At 30.4% G+C, this 24342-nt stretch carries 4 protein-coding genes; all 4 read right to left on the bottom strand.

Features of this window, described 5'->3' with window-relative positions; genetic code table 11:
• The gene (locus D6T69_RS06915) at positions 1-4446 is read right to left on the bottom strand and encodes a type I polyketide synthase (RefSeq protein WP_125067048.1); all 4446 of its coding nucleotides are present in this window, start codon (positions 4444-4446) and stop codon (positions 1-3) included.
• A 9-nt stretch (positions 4447-4455) separates the two neighbouring features.
• Positions 4456-19617: a non-ribosomal peptide synthetase gene (locus tag D6T69_RS06910; RefSeq protein WP_164506699.1), complete on the bottom strand. Its 15162-nt coding sequence runs from the start codon at positions 19615-19617 to the stop codon at positions 4456-4458.
• A gap of 118 nt (positions 19618-19735) precedes the next feature.
• Positions 19736-22984, bottom strand: a complete 3249-nt coding sequence (locus tag D6T69_RS06905) for a condensation domain-containing protein (RefSeq protein ID WP_125067046.1) — start codon at positions 22982-22984, stop codon at positions 19736-19738.
• A gap of 28 nt (positions 22985-23012) precedes the next feature.
• Positions 23013-24329 carry a KamA family radical SAM protein gene (locus tag D6T69_RS06900; RefSeq protein WP_125067045.1) on the bottom strand — a complete coding sequence of 439 codons (1317 nt, stop codon included), beginning with the start codon at positions 24327-24329 and terminating at the stop codon, positions 23013-23015.
• Between the last annotated feature and the right edge of the window lie 13 nt (positions 24330-24342).

Raw genomic sequence — 24342 nt, 5'->3', positions numbered from 1 at the left:
CTATATTTTTATTGTGTTTTTTTTCTTACTTTGGTTTTGCATCAACTCTACTTTTTTAAGAATTTCAACTTGTTCAGCAATATCTTTAACAGTTGATTTTGTATAAAACTCTTGTAATTTTATTTCTACCGAAAAAGCCTTTTGTATTTTTTTTAATAAAGTCATTGCCTTTAAAGAGTCTCCTCCTAAATCGAAAAAGTCATCCAAAACCCCTATTTTCTTATATCCGAAAAAGGTTTCCCAAATAGAGCATATTTTTCTTTGTATCTCATTTTCTGGCTCTTGATATGCTGTACTAATATCTGGCCTTTCAGTAATAAAGTCATCTTCTAAATTTTCATTATGAAATTCTTCTTCCTTCTCAATTTCATTTATTGCTTTAATTTCTCTAACAGATGTAATTAACTGAGGTTCTTTCCCTATCATAAAAGATTTTTCGAAAACTTCTATCATTTCAGCATCACTTATTCTCTCCTCTACTAAGCCATCTAGATTAACAGAAAACCAGTTAGTAAGTTTATTTCTTTTTTGTTGAATAAACGCGTCTAAATACCTATTTGCACTTGCATAAGAAGTAAAAGTAAGTCCTCCTAAAATTGAAGATAAACTAGATGCAATCCAGACAAAATCTATAGGAAATTGCTTACTTAATGAATATATATTATTTACTCCTAAAACTTTTGGAGTGAATTGCTGTTCAACATCACTTTGTGAAATATTCTCAAAAGTTTTAAAACTATCATGCTCTATTACACCTGCTGCATGAATAACACCTGTTATATCTCCATGCTCATTAGTTATGTTTTCAAATACCTTGTGTAATGAATCGTTATCTGATACATCAACTTGGTAGTAATAAATATTTTCAAATTCTTCCTGTAAATTTTTTAACAAGCTAATTTTACTATCTACTTTTGGATTCTTTCCTACCTCGTAACCTTCAATGTTTGTTCTTCCTAATAAGATAATTGTTCCATTATATTTTTCACTTAAATACCTTGTTAATATTCCTCCTAGCTTTCCTAGTCCTCCAGTAATTATATAAAGTCCATTCTCTTTTAAAGTCTCTTCATTTGAATGCTTAGGTAGCTTTACATTATCATAGAACAATTCCCATCTTTGGTCTTTCCTATATGCTATGTTAATTGAGCTTTTATCACCTTTAATTTCATTAATTATACTTGTAGCACTTACATTAAACTGGTTGTTAAAAATATCAATACTAGAAACTTTAATTTTAGGGTTTTCCTGTTCTAATACCTGTAGTAAACTATTAGATATTACTGCTTTGGAGTCTAATATTTCATCTCCATAAATATTATTACCATATTCTAATAAAAAAGTAACCTTATTACCAATTTCTCCTGCTAAGTTTATTGTTAGTTTACCCACCTCAATAAGATGAATAAAATAATCAGTTACGGTTATTTCATCTTTTGTTTTCCAACTATAAATAAAATGATCTATTCTATTAAAATTACTTTTTAGCTCTTCATAAAGGGCTAAATAATTCTCCTTGTTTTGAAAGCTTATACAATAATTATAATCATCATATTTTAAAAACTCTTCTCCTTGTGTAACTTTAACAACCTGATTCCCTTCATTTTCTAAAATTTTAACCACATCTTCAATTAGTGGTTCATCATTTATGAAAGCCACATATTTTTTAGATTTATCTTGGGCAACTTCTAAATTTAAAAAAGTACTTCTTTTCCAATTTGGAATATAAAACCACTCAGATATATTCCTTTTCATTCCTGGAAAAAGTTCTACCTTTCCTTTTATTTCTTCTAGTGGGTTTACACTGCTTTCAAAATTCTTTTCATCAAAGCAATATGTAGGTGCCGAAATTTTATTTCTTTTATCATCACTATAATACTCTTCCCAATTAACTGAACATCCTAAAGCCCACAGTTTGGCTAGAGAAGATTCAAATAAACTCACTTCCCTTTCAATATTTTTAGGATGAGAAATCATTGATATTGTACATTCCGAGCCTGAGTTAAAATTTGGATGTTGCTTACTAAACATTCCTAAAGTATTGCCTGGACCTAATTCAATGAATACTGATTCTTTATAATTACTTAAAATAGTTGTAACCCCGTCATAAAAACACACAGTCTCTCTTAGATGACGACACCAATATTCTGGTGATATCATCTCATTTGAAGAGATTATTTTACCTGTCAAGTTAGATACGATTTTGTATTTTGGACTAGAAAACTTCACCTCTTTTAAAAACTCTCCAAAAACATCTAAAATAGGGTTCATCATTTTTGAGTGAAATGCATGAGATGTTTTTAATTTTTTGTGAGGTACATTTATACTTTCCAAATAGGTAGCATAATCTTCAATATTTTTTTCTTCTCCAGAAACAACACAGGAAGTTATCGTGTTTATTGCTGCAATGCTCAATTCTTTTGGTAAAGATTCTTCTATTTTATCTGAAGATTCTCCTACAGCTAACATTACTCCTTTCGGCAAAGCATTCATCAACTCAGCTCTTTTTACAATAATTCTTAATGCATCTTCTAATGTAAAAACCTCACTGATACATGCTGCAACATATTCTCCTAAGCTATGACCAATCATTGCTGTTGGCTCAATTCCAAACAATATCATTTGCTTAGCTAGTGCATACTCTACCAAAAACAAGAGTGGCTGCGTGTATTTTGTTTCGTTTATTAAATTTTTATCGAATGATTCTTTTGATTCATACCCTAGTATTTCTTTATAGCTTTCTCCAGTCAAAGCTTCTAAATAATTTAGCCCACTGTTAATTATACTTTTGAAATAAGAACTTTCTTTATAAAGCCTTTCTGCCATTCCAAAATACTGACTCCCTTGCCCAGAAAATAGAAAAATGATTGGTCTCTGTTTTGCCTTTGTAATAGAATTTTCAATGACCTCTGTTTGCTCTAACATTTTAAGAACAGACGTAGAATCCTTTGCTACTATCGTATTTCTATAAGTAAAGGGTTTTCTTCCTATACTTAAAGTATAAGCTAAATCTTTCAAATCCCCTTTTCCTTCCTTTAAAAACTCTGATATTTTTCTTTGATATGATAAAAGAGACTTTTTCGTTTTTGCAGAAAACGGAACTATATAAAAATCTTTTTCTTTATTTATTTTAGATAAAACTGGAGGTTCCTCCATAACAACATGTACATTAGTACCTCCAATTCCAAAACTACTTACTCCAGCTCTTAATGGATATTCATTATCTGACTCCCAATTCTTTAACTGATCATTTACATAAAATGGCCCTTCATTAAAATTAATTTCTTGGTTTGGGGTATTAAAATGTAAAGATTTAGGAATTTTTTTATTCTTCAGAGCCAATGTTGTTTTTAACAAGCCTGCTATTCCCGCTGCAGCATCTAAATGTCCCATATTGGACTTAACCGAACCAATAGCACATTTATGTTCTGTATTATAATTAAACGCTTTATTAAGAGCTTCTATTTCTATTGGATCACCCAACTTTGTTGCTGTACCATGTGTTTCTATATATGAAATTGATTCTAAAGGTATATTAGCTATTCGATGAGCCAACTTTATACATGTGGATTGTCCTTTAACACTTGGAGCCGTATAACCAATCTTTTCTCTACCATCATTATTTACAGCTGATGATTTTATTATGGCATAAATATTATCTCTATCATTTATGGCTTCTTCTAATCTTTTTAAAACTACAACAGCTCCTCCATTTCCTCCAACAGTTCCAGAAGAATTCTGATCAAAAGGTCTGCAATGTCCATCTTTAGAAGAAATCATTCCTTCTTGATAAAAGTAGCCCTTGTTTTTTGTACTATCAAGGCTAATACCAGCTGCCATTGCTACATTACACTCTTTTAATAATAGACTTCTGCAAGCAACATGTAATGAAACCAACGAACTTGAACAAGCCGTGTCAATTAACAAGCTAGGTCCTTTAAAATCAAAATTGTACGACACTAAAGTGTGAGCGAAATTTTTATTTGACAGTTGAGATTGGTAAAAAGAATTTACTTTAGAATTGGGATGTAACATAGAATGTACCTGCCAATTTAAATTGTCAGAAATAGATGTATACATTCCTATTTTACCTTTATAAGTATCAATATTACATCCAGCATCTTCTAATGCCGTCCATGTTAATTGATGTAACATTCTAGTTTGCGGATCCATACAGCTTGCCTCTTCTTTTGTGTATCCAAAAAAAGTGTAATCAAAACCACCTACTCCTTCTATTTCAGCTTTTACTTTTATAAACTCATTATTTTTAATTGTAGCGTCTGAAATACCAAATTCTTCCAACTCATTATCAGAATAAAAATGAAGTAACTCATTCCCTTCAACTAAGTTTTCCCAGAACTCAGATATATTCTTAGACTGTGGGAATTCACAAGAAATACCTATTACAGCAATGTCCTTTTTATTAATTTGTCTCTGTTTTTCCATGATTTCTTTTTATTCTTCCATTAAATCCAGCATATCTTCAAACTCTTGTGCTATATTTTCATCTTGTAAATCTTCATTTTCTTCTTCATTTTTGAAAAGATAAAGTGTAAGTTCTTTAATATTAGGATACTGAAATAATACTACTGGTTTAACTTTTAAATTAAACTGTTGATTTAAAACATTAATAAATCTCATTAGTTTAATGGAATTCATTCCTAGGTCAAAGAAGTTATCTAGCACTCCTATTTTATTACCATCTATTCCCAATTGAGTTGATAGTATTTTTATTAAGTCTTCTTCATTACCATTTTGAGGAGCAACATATTCTACCCCAATTACCGTATTCTTAGCATCGGGTAGCGGTAAAGACTTTTTATCAATTTTTCCATTTGTAGTTATAGGTAATTCATCTATTTGAATAAAATAAGATGGTATCATATATGTTGGTAACCTATCTACTAGATACTTTCTTAATTCTGAAGATTTCTGTTTATTATTCGAAATTACGTATGCAATTAACTCTTTATCTTCATTTTCATTATTAAATACTGTAATATAACACTGTTTAATATCGCTCTTTTCTCTAAGTTTAGCCGCTATTTCTTCTAACTCTATCCTATATCCATTAATTTTAACCTGATCATCTTTTCTTCCAATAAAAACAATATTTCCTTCAGATGTCCAATAACCTAAATCACCTGTTTTATAAAGAAGACCATCTTTTGCATACAAGGTTTCAATAAATTTCTCTTTAGTTAACTCTGGTTTATTTAAATAGCCTCTTGCTACTCCATAACCACTAATACAAATTTCTCCTACAACCTCCTTAGGTACAATACACCCTTCATTATCTACCACATACATGTTTACATTATGTATAGGTTTACCTATTGAAAGGTTTCTAGGATTTAAACCTGTTTCTTTTCCTATTTTTAAAACTGTACCGCAAATACTTGCTTCTGTTGGACCATAAGCATTAAAATAATCACCTGTCTTCATTTCAAGGTACTCTTTAACCTTATTATAATCAGGAGATTCACCAGCAGTTATTAAAGAAACCATGCCTTCTAATGAATTAACATCCATATATTTTAGATATACAGGAGGTATTGTTGCTATATCAATACTTCTATCAATTATAAACTCTTCTAAATTTTTCGGATTTTCTCTTATTTCATCAGTTGCTATATGAAGGCTTGTTCCTGATAATAAGCTTATAAATATCTCTGAAACTGAAGCATCAAATGAAAAAGATGCAAACTGTAAACTGCTATTACAATCTTTCAAATTAAAGATTTCAATTTGAGATAAGATTGTATTCACCACATTTCTGTGTTCAATCATTACCCCTTTAGGTTTCCCTGTTGATCCTGAGGTATAAATTATATAAGCCAAATCTTCAGCAAATGGTTGCTCTGCTAAATCTTGTTTTGAGTATTCTTCTTGAGTATGTTTAAAATCCTCTAATAAAACATCGTCTATACAAACATTACATCCACTATCTTCTATAATATATGCCTTTCTCGACTCTGGATAATGGATATCTATTGGAACATAAGCTCCTCCTGTTTTTAATACTCCTAAAATACCTACAATCATCCATAAACCTCTCCCTAGTTTTAATCCCACTAACTCTCCTCGTTCTACTCCATGAACTGATTGTAAATAATGAGCAAAACTGTTTGATAACTCATCTAACTCTTGATAAGTTAAACTTTCTTCTTCATAAGAAACAGCTATCAAATCTGGGGTTGATAAAACTTGTGATTTAAATAAACTAACCAAAGTAGATTCTAAATCATAAGACATTTTGGTGGCATTAAATAATTCTAACTGTTCATGTTTTTCTTCTGTTGTTAAATATTCTAATGATGATAATCTTAAATCTGGGGCTGTTATAAAACTTGTTAATATTTGTTCGAAGTGAGACTTTATCATACTCATTCGAGAACTTGAATAAACTCCTAAATCATATTCTAATCGAACGTGTAAACTGTCTCCTTGAGGATGAACTAATATTCCAAAATCATAATGGGTTTGCTCAAAACTATCTGCCTCTGTTATAGTTAATGATAAATCTGATTCGCCTTGTTTTATCGATTCTTGTAAAGCAAAATTCTCAAACACTAAAACATGGTTTATTAAATCCATGCCTAAACCACTATTGGACTGAACTTCAGATAGATTTAAATAATGATGTGATTGTCCTGATATTGAATCCTGATGAACTTGGTTTAATAAATCTAACCCAGTAGTTAATGAATCGTACTTTACTCGAACTGGAATTGTATTTATAAATAGTCCAACCATATGTTCTACGCCTGATAAAGATCCTGGCCTTCCTGAAACTACACTTCCAAAAACTACATCTTGGCTATTGTTATATTTTGATAATAAATATCCCCAAACTCCTTGTATAAAAGTATTCTGCGTTATAGAGTGTTGTTTACATAAAGTCGATAGTGATTCGTATAAAGAAGATTCAATAACAATGTCTTCACTTCCTCGAATTCCTTGTTGAGCTATATCTCCACTACCTTTATAAGGTAAGCTTGCTATCTCATCGTAAGATGATAAATAATCTTTCCAATAAGATAACGATTGGCTTTGATCTAATTGACCTAACCACTCTATATAACGTGAGTAAGCTAATGGCTTATTTAAATTATGGGGAGTTCCTTTTTGGATAGAGTTTAAAATTTGATAGTATTCATTAAGTAAAATACTGATACACCATCCATCCATTAAAATATGATGGAAACTCCAAATAAACTCATAATCACCCAAACCGTAATCTAAAACGGTTAATCGCATCTGTGAACGTGATGATAAGTCAAAACCTAACAAGCGATCTTCTTCTTTCAACTTTTTCACACAACTATCAAATGAACCTTCGGTTACTTGCGCTACTTTAAAGTTAACGTCGCCTTCTTTATATACAATCTGTAAAGGAATACCATTATAATCATTCGTAAAACCTGTACGTAAAACATCATGACGTGATTGTAGTATCTCATACGCCTTTTTTGCATGGGCTAGATCTAAAGATTCTGATGATAATTTATACGATAACTGCTCAAAATATAAACTCGATGAAACATCTTGAAGCCAATGATAGTACATACCTTGTTGTAATGGCGACAACTCATAAACATCTAATACCTCGTAATTCTTTGTTATAGTTGATAACGATGGTAACGATAGGGATTTATATGTTAAATCTGACGGGGTTAAATGATGTCCTTCTGTTTCTTCTAATTGACTTATTAAATTCTTTAAACTTGATTCATAAGAGTCTACCAGCGCTTTTATCGTAGATTCCTCATATTGTAAAGAACTATAATGGACAGATAGCTGTAATTGCCCTGAAACTATTGCTCCTGAGATACGAAGTGGTATATTACTTGATTCTTCTGAAGAAACATCTTTGCCTAAACTTATATCACTAAAACTAAATAAACCTCCATCTTCCTTCTTAAATTCATTTCCAAATGTTCCTAAATAATTAAACTGAATTGTTGGGTGTATTTCTTGTAAAGTAGCTTCTGATAAATAGTGTAACATACCATAGCCCATACCATTGTTGGGTCTGTTTCGTAAAGAGTCTTTTGTTGCTATTAAAACATTAGATAAATCTTCCGTTGAGTCTACATTTAATAAATAAGGATATAAACTTGTAAACCAACCTACTGTTCTTGTTACATCTACATCTTCTGTAAAAGACAACCTTCCATGTCCTTCTAATTCAAGTAACGTTTCTTTAACCCCAAATGTCTTGGATAAACTCACTCCTAAACATGCTAATAAAACGTCTTGAATATTGGTAGAATAGTGACTATGAATTTCTCCTTCTAGCAAGTTCGTATAAACTTCAGATAATCTAAAACCTTGCTTACTATCAATTACAATAGGTGTTTTTGTAGTATGATCTACTGGAAAAGTAGTTAATTCTTTTGCTAATAAATTCTCCCAATAAGATAACTCTTTTGCTACTAATGTCTCTTTACTGTACTTATACTGCTCCTTACTCCATTGCTGATAAGAACTTGTTTTTAAAGGCAATTCTTCTTTTATCCCTTTAACCAAATTGGTGTATAAACTTGATAAGTCTTCTAATAAAATTCGCCATGAAACACCATCTACAACCAAGTGATGGATAATGATACCCAAGTAATCTCCTTCTGATGTTGCTATATGAGCTACTTTTACTAAATCTCCTGTAAGGATATTTACACTACTTTGTAACTCTTCTCCTACACGCGTTATTTCTGAAGTTAAATCTTCTACTCCTGTTAAATCATAATATTGAACTATTGATGAATAGTCTAATTCCTCTCTATTATACTGACTCCATGAAGATTCTTTACTAAAAATCATACGTAAAGCATCATGATGAGTCAACAGTTTTGAAATACTCTCTCCTAAAAACTCTTTATCTATTGGTAATTTACTCTTTAGTAAAACTGATTGGTTATAATGGTTGGTATTAACGATACCTGAGTCTTTGAAAAAATGTTGTTGAATAGGTGATAAAACTACATCTCCTTTTACAACCGATTGATCTTGAGATCTTACTTCTTTTTTTATGTATAATGATAAATCTGATAAAACTGGATGTGATAAAATATCTGAAACTCCTAATTGATATCCCAATGCTTTTAATCGAGATACTACTTGAATTGATTTTATCGAATCGCCTCCTAAATTGTAAAAATTATCTAATACACTTATTCTTTCTCGTTGTAAAACCGATTCACAAACTTCTAGTAATACCTTTTCCTCTTCGTTTCGTGCTGATAAAAATTCTTCTCGTAGCATGTCTGAATCACTCACCTCTGGTAATGATGACCGTGAAACTTTACCATTTGAGGTTAACGGAATAGCGTCTATAGAAACATAATAATGGGGAACCATATATGATGGTAATCGTGATTCTAACTCTTTACGTAAGATAATTCCTTCTACATCCCCTACAAAATAGGCTACTAATACATCCTCTCCTGATACTTCTTTAATCGATACTACACACGACTCCACTCCTGCTATAGTATCTAACTCTCCTTCTATTTCCCCTAACTCTATACGATGTCCTCGTATTTTTACCTGATCGTCTATCCGTCCTACATATTCTAAAACTCCTCCTGGTAACCAGCGACAAACATCTCCTGTTTTATACAGTCGTTCTCCAGCTTTAAATGGATGTGGAATAAAACGCTCTGTTGTTAAATCTGGACGGTGTAAATATCCTCGTGATAATCCTGAACCTGATATATATAATTCTCCTAAAACTCCTTCTGCTACTAAACTCAACGAATCATCTAATACATAAACCGCTGTATTGCCTATAGGTTTTCCGATTGGATATATATTATTATTGATATATTGATTTTCAAAATGATATTCTATTGAGGTAACTGTAGTTTCTGTAGGTCCGTACTCATTATAGAAATAAGCTACTTCTCCCAATTTCTTTGCTAACTCAGATGAACAAGCCTCTCCTCCTGCAATAATTCTTTTCAGTTTTGTATCACTTGTTAATGTTAAAGCTTTCAAATAACTTGGAGTCGCATGTAAATGTGTTATCTCTTTTTTTATAATTATTTTCTCAAAAGCTGTTGGCTCTAAAATATCCTCTCGTGATACTAAAACCAATTCAGAACCATTTAAAATCGCTAAAAATATTTGCTCTACAGATGCATCAAACGAAATGTTTGAAAACTGCAATACTTTTTCCGTCTCATCTATTTTGAATTTATTAGTCTGAGAAATTATTAGATTCACCACATTTCTGTGTTCAATCATTACCCCTTTAGGCTTCCCTGTTGATCCTGAGGTATAAATTATATAAGCCAAATCTTCAGCCAATGGTTGCTCTGCTAAATCTTGTTTTGAGTATTCTTCTTGAGTATGTTTAAAACCCTCTAATAAAACATCGTCTATACAAACATTACATCCACTATCTTCTATAATATATGCCTTTCTCGACTCTGGATAATGGGTATCTATTGGAACATAAGCTCCTCCTGTTTTTAATACTCCTAAAATACCTACAATCATCCATAAACCTCTCCCTAGTTTTAATCCCACTAACTCTCCTCGTTCTACTCCATGAACTGATTGTAAATAATGAGCAAAACTGTTTGATAACTCATCTAACTCTTGATAAGTTAAACTTTCTTCTTCATAAGAAACAGCTATCAAATCTGGGGTTGATAAAACTTGTGATTTAAATAAACTAACCAAAGTAGATTCTAAATCATAAGACATTTTGGTGGCATTAAATAATTCTAACTGTTCATGTTTTTCTTCTGTTGTTAAATATTCTAATGATGATAATCTTAAATCTGGGGCTGTTATAAAACTTGTTAATATTTGTTCGAAGTGAGACTTTATCATACTCATTCGAGAACTTGAATAAACTCCTAAATCATATTCTAATCGAACGTGTAAACTGTCTCCTTGAGGATGAACTAATATTCCAAAATCATAATGGGTTTGCTCAAAACTATCTGCCTCTGTTATAGTTAATGATAAATCTGATTCGCCTTGTTTTATCGATTCTTGTAAAGCAAAATTCTCAAACACTAAAACATGGTTTATTAAATCCATGCCTAAACCACTATTGGACTGAACTTCAGATAGATTTAAATAATGATGTGATTGTCCTGATATTGAATCCTGATGAACTTGGTTTAATAAATCTAACCCAGTAGTTAATGAATCGTACTTTACTCGAACTGGAATTGTATTTATAAATAGTCCAACCATATGTTCTACGCCTGATAAAGATCCTGGCCTTCCTGAAACTACACTTCCAAAAACTACATCTTGGCTATTGTTATATTTTGATAATAAATATCCCCAAACTCCTTGTATAAAAGTATTCTGCGTTATAGAGTGTTGTTTACATAAAGTCGATAGTGATTCGTATAAAGAAGATTCAATAACAATGTCTTCACTTCCTCGAATTCCTTGTTGAGCTATATCTCCACTACCTTTATAAGGTAAGCTTGCTATCTCATCGTAAGATGATAAATAATCTTTCCAATAAGATAACGATTGGCTTTGATCTAATTGACCTAACCACTCTATATAACGTGAGTAAGCTAATGGCTTATTTAAATTATGGGGAGTTCCTTTTTGGATAGAGTTTAAAATTTGATAGTATTCATTAAGTAAAATACTGATACACCATCCATCCATTAAAATATGATGGAAACTCCAAATAAACTCATAATCACCCAAACCGTAATCTAAAACGGTTAATCGCATCTGTGAACGTGATGATAAGTCAAAACCTAACAAGCGATCTTCTTCTTTCAACTTTTTCACACAACTATCAAATGAACCTTCGGTTACTTGCGCTACTTTAAAGTTAACGTCGCCTTCTTTATATACAATCTGTAAAGGAATACCATTATAATCATTCGTAAAACCTGTACGTAAAACATCATGACGTGATTGTAGTATCTCATACGCCTTTTTTGCATGGGCTAGATCTAAAGATTCTGATGATAATTTATACGATAACTGCTCAAAATATAAACTCGATGAAACATCTTGAAGCCAATGATAGTACATACCTTGTTGTAATGGCGACAACTCATAAACATCTAATACCTCGTAATTCTTTGTTATAGTTGATAACGATGGTAACGATAGGGATTTATATGTTAAATCTGACGGGGTTAAATGATGTCCTTCTGTTTCTTCTAATTGACTTATTAAATTCTTTAAACTTGATTCATAAGAGTCTACCAGCGCTTTTATCGTAGATTCCTCATATTGTAAAGAACTATAATGGACAGATAGCTGTAATTGCCCTGAAACTATTGCTCCTGAGATACGAAGTGGTATATTACTTGATTCTTCTGAAGAAACATCTTTGCCTAAACTTATATCACTAAAACTAAATAAACCTCCATCTTCCTTCTTAAATTCATTTCCAAATGTTCCTAAATAATTAAACTGAATTGTTGGGTGTATTTCTTGTAAAGTAGCTTCTGATAAATAGTGTAACATACCATAGCCCATACCATTGTTGGGTATGTTTCGTAAAGAGTCTTTTGTTGCTATTAAAACATTAGATAAATCTTCCGTTGAGTCTACATTTAATAAATAAGGATATAAACTTGTAAACCAACCTACTGTTCTTGTTACATCTACATCTTCTGTAAAAGACAACCTTCCATGTCCTTCTAATTCAAGTAACGTTTCTTTAACCCCAAATGTCTTGGATAAACTCACTCCTAAACATGCTAATAAAACGTCTTGAATATTGGTAGAATAGTGACTATGAATTTCTCCTTCTAGCAAGTTCGTATAAACTTCAGATAATCTAAAACCTTGCTTACTATCAATTACAATAGGTGTTTTTGTAGTATGATCTACTGGAAAAGTAGTTAATTCTTTTGCTAATAAATTCTCCCAATAAGATAACTCTTTTGCTACTAATGTCTCTTTACTGTACTTATACTGCTCCTTACTCCATTGCTGATAAGAACTTGTTTTTAAAGGCAATTCTTCTTTTATCCCTTTAACCAAATTGGTGTATAAACTTGATAAGTCTTCTAATAAAATTCGCCATGAAACACCATCTACAACCAAGTGATGGATAATGATACCCAAGTAATCTCCTTCTGATGTTGCTATATGAGCTACTTTTACTAAATCTCCTGTAAGGATATTTACACTACTTTGTAACTCTTCTCCTACACGCGTTATTTCTGAAGTTAAATCTTCTACTCCTGTTAAATCATAATATTGAACTATTGATGAATAGTCTAATTCCTCTCTATTATACTGACTCCATGAAGATTCTTTACTAAAAATCATACGTAAAGCATCATGATGAGTCAACAGTTTTGAAATACTCTCTCCTAAAAACTCTTTATCTATTGGTAATTTACTCTTTAGTAAAACTGATTGGTTATAATGGTTGGTATTAACGATACCTGAGTCTTTGAAAAAATGTTGTTGAATAGGTGATAAAACTACGTCTCCTTTTACAACCGATTGATCTTGAGATGTTACTTCTTTTTTTATGTATAATGATAAGTCTGATAAGACTGGATGTGATAAAATATCTGAAACTCCTAATTGATATCCCAATGCTTTTAATCGAGATACTACTTGAATTGATTTTATCGAATCGCCTCCTAAATTGTAAAAATTATCTAATACACTTATTCTTTCTCTTTGTAAAACCGATTCACAAACTTCTAGTAATACCTTTTCCTCTTCGTTTCGTGCTGATAAAAATTCTTCTCGAAGCATATCCGAATCACTCACCTCTGGTAATGATGATCGTGAAACCTTGCCATTTGAGGTTAACGGAATAACGTCTATAGAAACATAATAATGAGGAACCATATATGATGGCAATCGTGATTCCAACTCCTTACGTAAGGTAATTCCTTCTACTTCTCCTACAAAATAGGCTACTAATACATTCTCTCCTGATACTTCCTTAATCGATACTACACACGATTCTACTCCTGCTATATTATCTAACTCTCCTTCTATTTCCCCTAACTCTATACGATGTCCTCGTATTTTTACCTGATCGTCTACCCGTCCTACATATTCTAAAACTCCTCCTGGTAACCAGCGACAAACATCTCCTGTTTTATACAGTCGCTCTCCAGCTTTAAATGGATGTGGAATAAAACGCTCTGTTGTTAAATCTGGACGGTGTAAATATCCTCGTGATAATCCTGAACCTGATATATATAATTCTCCTAAAACTCCTTCTGCTACTAAACTCAACGAATCATCTAATACATAAACCGCTGTATTGCCTATGGGTTTTCCTATTAATATCTTTTCTTCTAAATTTATAGTATTCCAAACTACACATCCAACAGTAGCCTCAGTAGGACCATATTCATTAATAATCTTTGCTTTGGGATAATACTTTCGTAAAATATTTATATGACGATTTGTTAAAGCCTCCCCTCCAACAATTATTAATTCTTTTTTCCCTGGATTAAACTCCATACTTCCCAATAAAATGATATGGGCAGGAGTTAGCTTAATACAAGGTATATCACTTTCAAAATAATACTTTAATGAATCGGAAACTATTTCGTTGCCCGAAAACACATTTAAAGTAGCCCCTGAAATCAATGGCAAAAACAAACTAGTTATAGTAAGATCAAATGACAATGATGTAAATAAACCAAAATCTGTTTTCTCCTTTAATTCTTTCAAATAATAACCTTGTCCCCATTCTAAATAATTTAACAGAGCCCCATGCTCTATCATAACCCCTTTAGGTTTTCCTGTTGATCCTGAAGTATAAATAACGTAAGCTAAATCTGTCGCTAGGGGTTTAAGAAGTTGTTTTGATTCTGAAAAATTAGCTTTATTCTGATTAAATTCAACTAAAATAATTTCATCAACACTTAGTTTACATTTACTATTACTTTGAATATAATCTATTCTTGATTGAGGGTAATTCGAATCTAAAGGAAGATAAGCAGCTCCTATTTTTAAAATTCCTAAAATTACAACTATTGTATCTACACTTCTATCTATGTTTATTCCTACTAAATCTCCCCTTTTTATTTCATGATTATCAATTAAATAATGAGCAAACTTATTTGATAGAATATCTAACTCCCTATAATTTAATGATTTTCCATTAAAATCCTTTAAGGCTATGGCATCTGAATTTTCATTAACTTGTTTGGTAAACAAATCAATTACTGATGCGCTTTCTGAAAAATAAGCTTGAGTATTGTTATATGATTCTAATAACCTAGTTTCTTCCTCTTCAGAAAGGTATTCTATATTTTCAATTTCAATTTCAGGTTGAAAAATAACTATATCTAAAACCTGCTTAAAATGCTTTATTAATTGAGGTATTAATTCATTTTTATAAACATCTTTGTTGTAATTGATTTGAAACCATAATTGATCTTTTCTTTCCTGAAAAAATATTTCTAAATCAAACTTTGATATAATTTCTTCAGAGACTTCTATAGTTTCACTTAATACTTCTTTTTCTCTTGTTTCTTCCACTTCACTAGTATTTTGTAATACTAGCATTACATCAAACACAGGGCTTCTATCTAAACTTTTTTCTACATCTAGCTCGTCTATTAACCTATCAAATGGATACATTTGATTTTCAAGAGCTTCTAATGTATTTTCATCTATTTGCTGAAAAATGTCTTGATAGCTTTGTTTAGGATTAATATAATTTCTTAGTGCTATTGTGTTTACAAAAAAACCTATCTGATCCTTTAAATCTTCATGCTCTCTTCCTGCTACGGATGTTCCTATAACTATATCATTGTTCCCTGAATATTTATGAAGGATTAAATTCCAAACACTTACTAATCCAACAAACAATGTACTTTGATTCTTTTGAACAAATTCTTTTATTTTTTTTGTTTGTTCTAAATTCAAAGCTCCTTGATAAGCACCACCATTGTATGTTTTAATTTTAGGTCTGTTTTTTTGATATGGTAAATCAAGTAATGGTAATTCTCCTTTTAGTTTTTCTAACCAAAAATCTCTATACTTTTTGTAGTTTACTCCCCTTACTTGCTCCTGCTGCCACGACGCATAATCTTTATATTGGATTTTCAATGATGGTAAATCAAGCTCACTAGCTTTAGCCAAATTCTCGTAATATGCTAATACATCTCTTCTTAATATATCAATAGACCACCCATCACTAATTATGTGATGCATATTGTAATAAAAGACAGTTTTTTCATTAGAAAATTTAATAATACATCCTCTAAAAAGAGGCCCAGAACTTAAGTTAAATGGAGTATTCTTATCTTTTCTTATGAATTCTAAGAACTCTTCATAAGGATTATCAAAAGAACTAAAATCTTTGCGAGCTACTTTAAATTCAAAATCATCTTTTTTAAGTATCTTTTGTACTACTTCTCCTTTAGAATTTGTTTTAAAAACTGTCCTTAAAATTTCGTGTCTCTCTAAAACTAATTGAATAGCTTTTTCAAATTTTGACACATCATAATCACTATCTAATTCTAGATAAGACGCCATGTTATAAGCAACCGAACTCTCTTCAAATTGACTTAGAACCCATAATCTTTTCTGACCATCTGACACTGGATAAAACTCTTGCTGCTCTAATAGTTTTATTTCTGTAAAGTTATTTTTATCTGAAGCCTCAATCAATAAAGCCTGTTGTTCAAGAGTTGGATTTGCAAATATTTGCTTTAACTCTAATCTTACTTCAAACTCTTTATGAATGGCACTAATAAGCCTTGTTGCTTTTAAGCTATGCCCCCCTAGTTCGAAAAAATTATGCTCTATTCCAAATGACTCAGTATTCAGTACATTTTTCCAAATATTAAAAAGTTTAATTTGTACATCTGTAATTGGTTCTTTTATATCCTTTTCATTTTTTTCTATACTGTCAAATGGACTTGGTAAATTTACTTTATCAATTTTACCATTAGAGTTTATTGGAATTTGATCCATTTCAATAAAAAATGCAGGCACCATATATTCTGGCACTTTACTACCTAAATGAAGTTTTAAACTATTAATACTTTCATTTTTATCAAGAACCACATAAGCTGCTATTACTTTGTCTCCATCAGAAAGTTCTACTAAGGTAATTGCACTCTCCTTAATTCCTTTGTATGAATCAATTTGTTTTTTTATTTCGTCTAACTCAATTCTATACCCTCTAATTTTAACTTGGTCATCAATCCTACCCAAATATTCTAACTCTCCTGAAGGTAAAAATCTAGCTAAATCTCCAGTTCTATACATAGTACTGTATTCATCAAAAGGACAAGGTAAAAACTTCTCTTCTTGCTGATCTGGTCTATTTAAATATCCTCTCGCTACTCCATTCCCTGAAACATACAATTCACCAGGTCTTCCAAAAGGTACAATTTGACCATCTTGATCAACAATATAGCTATTCGCAAAAGATAAAGGCTTACCAATGTTACTTGTTGCTTTATCCATATCATCATTTGAAAGTTCTTTAAATGTAACATGTACAGTTGTTTCGGTTATTCCATACATATTTACTAAAGAAACTTCAGGATTTTCGTCCCTCCATTTTTTTAACTTGATAGGGTGTAAAGCTTCCCCTCCAAAAACTACATAGCGTAAAGTTGGCACTTTATAGTTTAATGCAATAAAATTATAGAATGCTGATGGTGTTTGACTAAAAACCGTAGAATTGTACTTATTCATTAATTTTACAAAGACCTCATGGTCTCTTACCTCATCATTATTTAAAATCAGCACGTTTGCCCCAGTAAGTAACGCCCCAAATATTTCCCAAATAGAAAAATCAAAACAATAAGAATGGAAAAAAGTCCAAGTGTCATTTTCTGAAAATTCAAATTTCTCATAACAAGAAGTCAACAAACTCAAAACATTCTTATGTTCTATCATTACTCCTTTAGGTTTTCCAGTTGTTCCTGAAGTGTAAATGATATATGCTAAATTTGAAGAACTTATTTGAGACTTTGATAGAACTATTGATTCTCGATTAATGTTCTCTTTGGTTTTATTAATAAAACTTTCATCTATTACTAATCTACATTCAGAATCTTCTATCATAAAGTTCTTTCGCTCATCAGGGTAATTAATATCTATAGGAACATAAGCTGCACCAGTTTTTAAAACACCTATAATTGCAACTATTAGTTCAATAGATTTAGGAATCATAATTGCTACTCGATCTTCAGGTAACACCTCACAACTATTAATCAAATAGTTCGCCAACTTAGTTGATTCATTATCTAAATCTTCATAGGTTACTTCTCCTAACGAACTACTAAGCGCTAACCTTGAACCAAACATTTTAACTTGTTTAGAAAATACATCTATTATTGAATCGGTTGAAACTTCCTGAATTGACGTACTTCCTACAGCCCTATTATATTCTTGTCCTGAAACAAGAGGTATTTCTTTTAAAATAACCTTATTATTTTTGACTATTCTATTTAGAATATCAATTGTTAAATTTAGTAATGAATTTGCAGTTTCTTCTTGAAAATATAGTTCATTATATGTTAGCCCTAAATGAAAAAAATCATTTCTTTCTGTAACTAAAAGGTTAAAATCATACTTACCAAAACCTTTATTTACTATACTTTCGGTAATAAAATTCCTTTCATAAGCTTCTTCTTTCTCATAGTTGAAAAATATATCAAACAATGCTGTTCTACTCATATCTTTCTTAGGGTTGAGCTCTAGAACCAATTTATCAAATGGCATTGTTTTATATTTTTCTGCTTCCTTTCTTCCTTCCTCGATTAAAAATAATAGCTCTTCTAAAGTTTTATTTTTATCAACTTTTGAACGTAAAACAACTAAGTTCTCTATAGGACCTACTAATTCTTTAATTTGGTCATTTCTCAAATCCATTAAAGTTCCTATAACAATATCGTTCAATCCTGTTAATTTTGCCAATGCCATTTTATAAGCACTTAAAAACAACGTTTCTGTATTTAGATTATGACTATGAGCAAATTGAGATATGTCTTGTCGATCTAGCAATCTTAAAGTTGACTTTGCTTTATAAATATGCACTTGCTCTCTTTCAAAATCTGTTGGATAATACAATACTTGTAAATCATTCAGTTTTGACCTCCAGTAAAATAACAGTGACTCTAAATCTTCCTTGCTTAAGTTATTTTGCCAATTAGAAAAATGTTGGAATTGAATTTTATTATCATCTTCTGAAGTAGAATTCTCTAAGATTGATATCAACTGATTTTTAATTAACCCAATACTTTTTCTATCAATTAATGCGTGATGAATTACAAAATAAATCAGGGTTTTATCTTTTAAATTTTCAAAATAACATTTTATTAGAAAATTATTATCGAAAGTAAAAGCTAACTCTTGTAAATCCTTTAGCTTAGATAACAAGTTTACTTCTTGTTTTAATATTTTATCTATTAAAACTTCATTTATGCTGTGAATTTCTTGAAAGATTGTTCCTTCAGACCTAGAAAAACTAGTTCTTAAAACTTCATTTTTTGATAATAGTTGATAAACAACTTTTTCAATATCTTCATATGACAGTTGTTTTTTAACACTAAATATTAATGGTATATTGTGATAAACTGGTCCATTAGGATATAAATCTCCTTTTTCAAAATAATCAATAAACCAAAGTCTTTGTTGATGGTAAGAACTTAATATTTTCATTTTTATTTTTTTACAACCATTCTTACCTAACATTTTAAATGTCAGGATAACGAAGGTGATAATATTGTATATGGATTTACAAGTACTACAGCAAAGAATAGTAACTTAGAATTGTTTTTTAAAAGCTAAAAGAAGGAATGGTCTCTTTATCTATTACATCAATTTTGCCAATCTTTTTATCTGGTGAGTAGGTAAACTCTTCTAGGCATTTAATAAATCGGTTGGCAATTTTTTCTATCTCTGTTTCACTAAATATACTTACTTGGTATTCTATTCTAAAGGAAATAGATTCCCCATAATTACTTATATAAAAACAGATAGGAAATTTACTTTTTTTGATTTTTCTAATCTCTGGATAAACTGTTAGATTTTCAATGTTTATATCAGAATCTTCATGATTGATGTAATTTACATAAACATCAATTCTATCAATTAAATTCTCTTTATACTGTTTTTCAAAATCATCTACAATTAAATCGAAAGGGTAAAAAGAATTGTCTATCATTTTTATCTGTTGTTGTAAAGTATCTTTTACTAAATCTTTAACAGAGTTTTCTTCTTTAATTGCTACATTTAATGGTAATAAGTTTAAATATAGCCCTACTTGGTTTAATAAATCAGGATGGTTTCTTAGATTTACTGGAACTCCAATAACTACATTTTTTTGAGAAGTAGTTTTATGAACTAATACTCCCAAAGCTGCTGACATTATTCCCATTAAATTATAATTATACTTTAAGCATAATTCTTTAATATCTACAACTAATTTTTCTGGTAATTGTCTTATAACATAGGCACCTTTGAAATTCTGTTCTTTAGAAATATTGTACCATTTAGATTGTCTCTTTATGTTTTTTAAACTACTACTCCAAAATTCCTTCTCCTTAATAAATTCATTTAATTGTATACGCTTCTTTATCCAACTAGCATAATCTTTATATTGAATTTTTAGAGGTGTTAAATCAATATTTTTGTTGTCTTTATAATTTATGTATAAACTAACAATTTCTTTAATTAGAATTTGATCCGAAGTATAATCACCTATAATGTGATGCATTACTGTACAAAGTTTAAACTTTGTTTCATCTAGTTGAATAAGCATTACTCTAAATAAAGGTGCTTGCTCAAAATTGAATAATGTCTCAGCGAAATCTGCTATAGTTTTATCTATAAGTGATGTATTTGTATCATCAGACCTATTATAAGAAAAAATAGAATTAACATCTATATCTTCATTTATTTTCTGCACTACATCTCCTTCTTTATTAAGTTCAAATGATGTTCTCAGTACCTCATGTCTGTTAACAACTTGTTGTAACGCCTTTTTAAATAGTTCTATATTTAATTCTCCTTCAATGTTATATGTATGAGGCATATTATGGGCTATTGATTCTTTTTCTGATTGAGACGTTACCCAAATTCTCATTTGTTCATTTGATACAATATACCCTTCTTCTCTATTTTCTTCTAATTTTGGAATACTCTTAACAACTTTTCCCTCATCTTTCTTTATTTTATTTTGCAAAAATTGTCCTAATTCATGTATAGTAGGATTAAGAAAGATTTCCTCTATTGAAATAGCAACACCTAACTCTTTTTTTATCCTTGTTCTTAAAAGTATTTGCTTAATGCTATTTCCTCCTAAAAAGAGAAAATTATCGTTAATTCCTACATTTTCTATCGCCAACACTTCTTTCCATAATTTTGCCAGAGCTTTTTCAATTTCAGTCTTAGGTCCAATCATTTCTCTTTTTATTATTCTTTCTGAAATGCTTTCATACAAACCTTGTCCATCAATCTTGCCATTAGCAGTCATTGGAAACTCATCTAGTTTAAAAATCATAGATGGCACCTCGTATAACGATAAAAACCTTGAACAATAATCTTTGACAATTCCTTCTTTTGTATAGTCAGATTTATAAAAACAAACTAAAGTTGCATCTATACTTCCTTCTTTAAAAACCATACATTTTACCATAGAAACATCTTCTATCTCAAGAATTATTTTTTCAATGGAGTTCACATCAATCCTAACCCCATTTAGTTTAACCATTCCGTCTTTTCTTCCTAAGATTACAATATCTCTTTCTTCATTATACATTCCATAATCTCCCGTATCATATACTATTTCCTTTTCTTTCGAAAGAGGGTTCTGAATAAACTTCTCTGATGTTTGCTTTTCATTATTGTAGTACCCTTTAGATAAAAAAGGAGTTCTAATGTAAACGCTTCCTTTTTCGTTAATTCTACATATTTCATTCTTACTATTCACTATCAACACCCTTGTGTTAGAAATAGGTTTACCAACACATAAAACATCAGACAATTTCCCTTTTAATTCATCTCCTATTTTATAATAAGTACTTAAAATTGTAGATTCTGTAGTTCCATAAAAATTATATATTCCTGTTTTATTTCCATGAAACTTTCTCCAGTTTAAAATATCTTTGTTATACAATTTTTCTCCTGCAAGTAATACATATTTTAAACTTGGAAACTCTTTTACTTGTCCTTCTTTTTCAATTCCTACTCCTGTAAGAAGCCTAAACATAGTAGGAACCATATGCATAAGAGTTATCTCTTCTTTCAACATCCACTCAATTAACCTTAATGTATCCTGTTTCGTATCTTCTGAAGGAATGCATAATGTTGCTCCATTTATTAAAGAAATAAAAACATCTTTTAAAGAAGCATCAAAAGAGTAAGATATAATTTGACCTAGTCTATCGTTTTCATTGACTTCTAATTCTTTTGACTCCCAATGAATATAATGACTTAAACTTTTATGTTTCCCTAAAACAGCTTTAGGTGTACCAGTTGAACCTGAAGTAAAGAAAACATAACTAGAATCCTCTCCATCAATATCAAAATCAGGGTTATAACATTTTTCTTCTACACACAGGTCTTCTTGATGATACTCATCATTTACTAGCTTAAATAATGTAATTTTTAATTCATTAGTTTCGTCTAAAGACAAATCAATAACAAATGGAATTTGATAATTTAATTTCTTATTAAAAGATTTTATTTTATCATGGTTTAAACTTGATGTAAGCATTACTCTAGGAGCTAGCTTATACATCTCCTCCCAATGTTTCTCATGGTATTTACTATCTAATGGTAGATATACTTTTCCACTTTTAAAAATTCCCAGAAGAGATATTAATTGATAAAGGCGTTCTTCAAACAAAACAGATATTATACCTTTATCATCAATATTCAGTGAATTTATAGTATGAGCTAATCTATTAGCTAACTCATTTAACTTTAAATATGAAAGTGATTTATTCTCTGTTTTAACCGCGATATTAGTAGGAAATTTAGCTACAGTATTTTCAAATACTGTATAAATTACTTTCTTATTCATTTTCTTATGTAATTTATTCTAAGGAGTATTAAATATTTTGAAATAACTGTTCCTTTTCAAAAAAGAAACTTTCTGCACCAAAAGCTGGAGTTAAATCATTTAACCAAACTGCTCCTTCATTATATTTTGAAAAGAAAGGTGCCCCCACCCAATTGGGGTTTCTTGCTTGATTGAAACGTAAAGTAAATAACTTTTCATTGTTGATTTCATTAACTCCTAATACTTGAACTTTCCCTTGGTTAGCTGACATAACTGGCCCTTTTACTGTTCTAGCAAGACCTCCTACTTTTCTATATGCATTTTGATAAATTTCTAGAGCATCACTTAGTGTAATTGCAAAATATGATTGGGCTCCAGTATCTCTTGCCAAAAACATATAATAAGGAATACATCCTAATTTTACTTGTTCTCTCCACATCTCCTCCCAAATCTCACTCGAATCATTTATATATTTCATAATAGGAGACTGAGTTCGTATCTGAGCCCCTGTTGAGAGTATTCTTTTAATAGCTTTTCTTACCGCTTCTGTTTTTAATTCATTAGGGTGATTAAAATGAGCCATAATAGTTAAATTATATCCTGATGCTATAATTTCTTCGAACAAGGCTATCATTTCATCGGCATCATCATCTGTCAAGAATTTGTATGGCCAATATCCTAGAGCTTTTGTACCAATTCTTATATTTTGTAAGTTCCCTACTTTATTATTCAGTATTGGTTCTAAATATCTTTTAAAAATTGATGTCTTCATTATCATCGGATCTCCTCCCGTAAATAATAAATCAGTCACCTCTTTATTATTTTCTATGTATTTAATTAGTAAATCAGTTTCCTTCATCGCAAATTTTACAGCATCAAGATTAACAAACTGCGGCCACCTGAAGCAAAATGTACAATATGCATGACATGTTTGACTATTACTTGGAAAAAACAATACTGTTTCTTTATACTTATGCTGAATACCCGTTAGAGGTACTCCATCTAAAAAAGGAATATTTTCTATTTGAGAACTTGAATGCGGGTTTAGTTCTCGTCTAATTCCATTAATAAGCTCAACCATTTCACGCTTATTCATATTACTATCAATAGCTTCAGAAACTGACCTATAATGCTTTTCAGAAAGCATTTCTTTTTGTGGAAACGTTAATTGAAAAATTGGATCGTTTGGAATGTTATTCCAATCTATTAATTCTTCAACCACATAATTATTTACTTTAAATGGTAATACACTTCCTACTGTTTTGATTGCTTTAATCTCTCCTTCAGAAAGGTATGTTTTTACCTGTGGAATCTTTAAAAAGTTTGGTAAACTCCATGCCTTGTACTTACGTATATTATTACTCATCTGTTAAAGTATG

Source organism: Tenacibaculum singaporense, from assembly GCF_003867015.1.
Taxonomy (GTDB): domain Bacteria; phylum Bacteroidota; class Bacteroidia; order Flavobacteriales; family Flavobacteriaceae; genus Polaribacter; species Polaribacter singaporensis.
The sequence above is the reverse complement of the archived record's forward strand: the minus strand, read 5'-3'. Positions and strand labels throughout refer to the sequence as shown.

Coding starts and splice junctions, on each gene's coding strand:
- D6T69_RS06910 (WP_164506699.1), bottom strand. CDS start 19,617: ATGAAAATATTAAGTTCTTACCATCAACAAAGACTTTGGTTTATTGAT.
- D6T69_RS06900 (WP_125067045.1), bottom strand. CDS start 24,329: ATGAGTAATAATATACGTAAGTACAAGGCATGGAGTTTACCAAACTTT.
- D6T69_RS06915 (WP_125067048.1), bottom strand. CDS start 4,446: ATGGAAAAACAGAGACAAATTAATAAAAAGGACATTGCTGTAATAGGT.
- D6T69_RS06905 (WP_125067046.1), bottom strand. CDS start 22,984: ATGAATAAGAAAGTAATTTATACAGTATTTGAAAATACTGTAGCTAAA.